The sequence below is a fragment of the Frankia sp. BMG5.23 genome, from assembly GCF_000685765.2.
Lineage (GTDB): Bacteria > Actinomycetota > Actinomycetes > Frankiales > Frankiaceae > Frankia > Frankia casuarinae.
Genome location: NZ_JDWE01000140.1, coordinates 1 through 2,447 on the forward strand (window position 1 = coordinate 1; position 2,447 = coordinate 2,447).

At 66.5% G+C, this 2,447-nt stretch carries 2 protein-coding genes; both read left to right on the forward strand.

Annotation, left to right across the window (positions count from 1 at the left end; translation table 11 throughout):
• On the forward strand, nt 1-875 hold an 875-nt coding region (locus BMG523DRAFT_RS22130), incomplete at its 5' end, for a transposase (protein WP_043592308.1).
• 106 nt (nt 876-981) lie between these two features.
• Nucleotides 982-1,893, forward strand: coding sequence for an acyltransferase (locus BMG523DRAFT_RS22135; RefSeq protein WP_255353913.1), 912 nt, complete (start codon nt 982-984; stop codon nt 1,891-1,893).
• Nucleotides 1,894-2,447: the final 554 nt, after the last annotated feature.

Below are 2,447 nucleotides of genomic sequence, written 5' to 3' on the forward strand. Positions count from 1 at the left end.
CCGGCGGGGACGGCTCGGCGCGCTGGTGGCTGTGGGTGTTCCTGGGGCCGGACTCGGTGTGTTTCGTGATGGACCCGACCCGCTCGGCCGCGGTGCTCGCCGACCATGTCGGGATCGATGCCGAGACCGGGCAGCTGACGGGCGACGACGGCGCCGGCGGCCCGCGCCGGCTGGTGATCTCCTCGGACTTCTACGCCGTCTACGCGTCCGCGGGGGCGAAGGCGGACGGGATCGTCAACCTGTTCTGCTGGGTCCACGTCCGGCGGTACTTCCTGCGCGCGGGCGACGCGAACCCCGCGCAGCTGGGGATCTGGGCCCGGCAGTGGCGCGAGCGGATCGCCGCGCTCTACGCGGCGCACGCCGAACTCGCCGCCGCCTGGCAGGCGGCGATCACGGCCCCGAGCCCGCCGGCCGAGCGGCGTCTCGCGACCGCCTACACCGGTTGGGACCGCGCGATCGACGCGATCGACACCGCCCGCCGCGAGCACATGGCGTCCCCCGGCCTGCCCGAACCCGCGCGCAGGGCGCTGGCCACGATGGACCGGGAGTGGACCGGGCTGGTCGCCCACCGCAACCATCCCATGATCGGTCTGGACAACAACCCGGCCGAGAGGATCATCCGCAAACCGGTGATCACACGGCGGAACACCGGCGGCTCCCGCACCGACGACGCCGCCCGCCGCGCCGCCACGATCTTCACCGTCACCGCGACCGCCGACCTGCACGGCCTCAACCCACTGACCTACCTGGCCGACTACCTCGACGCCTGCGGTCGCGCCGGCGCCAGAGCACCCACCGGGACGGACCTCGACCGGTTCCTGCCCTGGGCTGCCAACCCCGACGACCTCGCCCGCTGGAGGAAGCCTCCCGGCTGACCCAGCCACGCCAGCCCGACTCCAGCGGTGTCACACCCGGTGACACCGCCCGTCAGCATTCCCCCACGCGACTTCCGACTACTTACTGCAGATCAGGGTCGGTAGGATCTGGGAGAGGAGGCTGACGAAGGTATTTCCAAATCATCTTCTCACCTATGTCGCGGCAATAGTATGTTCCTTGGTCGCCGGAGTATCGCTCGGGGACTGGAGATGTCTCCCCGGTCTCTTTCTCGTGCAGTCCTGGTTCCCCCAGGGCGACATCGAGACCAGCGCCAATCCTGTAGCCTGGTCCCTGTCCTGTGAGCTTTTCTTCTACCTCTGCTTCCCCTTCCTTCTCCGGGCGATCAGAAGTATACCGGTGAACCTCCTGTGGTACTGGGCTGGCGCCGTTGCGGGGCTGGTCTGGTGTATGCCCCTGATCGGGCGGCTCATCCTGCCATCCAAACCGGCTCTCCCCTGGGCAGGGTCGGTCTCCACGTACGAATTCTGGTTCGTCTATGTATTCCCGCCGGCCAGATTGCCCGAGTTTGTTCTTGGGATGTTGATGGCATGCATCCTGTCGAGCGGCAGATGGGTCAGGTTGCCACTGACCGCTGTCGTGATGCTGACTCTCGGGGCGTACGCGCTTGCTCCCGAGGCGCCCACAATTTACAGCGTGGTAGCGGTGACGGTCATACCTCTGGCCCTCGTGATACCGGCGGTCGCCGTTCGCGATCTCGGTGATCGTCCCACATTTCTACGCAGCCGCGTCATGGTCCACCTGGGTGAGATCTCCTTCGCTTTCTACCTGTGGCACAGACTCGTCCTCAGCTTCGGACATCGCGCCCTGGGCGCCAGTGCACGATGGCCCGCCTGGGAGGTAGGCGGACTGGCGGCCATTGCTTTCGTGATAGTCCTGGTGCTGTCCTGGCTGACGTTCACACTGGTCGAGCAGCCGGCGATGCGCTGGATCTCCCGCAAGGAGTGGGCGTGGAGAGCGGACGCGGTCCGAGGACGGGAATCCGCTCTCACACCATAACCGGTGTCAGCCCGTTCGGGTTTCTGCGGCGAGCACATGACAGGCGGCAGCGGCATGCGAGAAACAGGGCGTTCGGCCTCGTCGATCAGCGCAACCGCAAGATTCGCGGAGGAGCGGCTCCCGGGAGTTTTTCGGAAACTTGTCATAGTCGATTTCGGAACGGATATCCGGCTGGTTCGGTCAGGCCCCGTATCGGTTCCCGCCAGCACGGGGAGCGGACAACCCGATCGAAACAGCCCGACCGACAGCGAACCGGGAATTCTCCCGCGTTCCGCCCGGCACTTCAGGAAATCCAACCTGCCATGGGCATGAGAGGCCCTCTTCGTGGAATGTGAGTCTTACCAAAGAAAACACATCGACCACGAAGAGGGTGCCTCCAGTGTATCGACTTCCCGGGCTGAGCCTGAAAGCTGCCGACGTCGTCGNCGCGATGGCCGAGCGGCACTTCCCCGACTGGCACCGCGCCCAGGGCCGTCCCCGCGATCTCGATCTCGTCGGCGCCCTGCGGTTGGCCCTGTGCCGGCTACGGCGCAACGCCACCTACCAGGAACTCG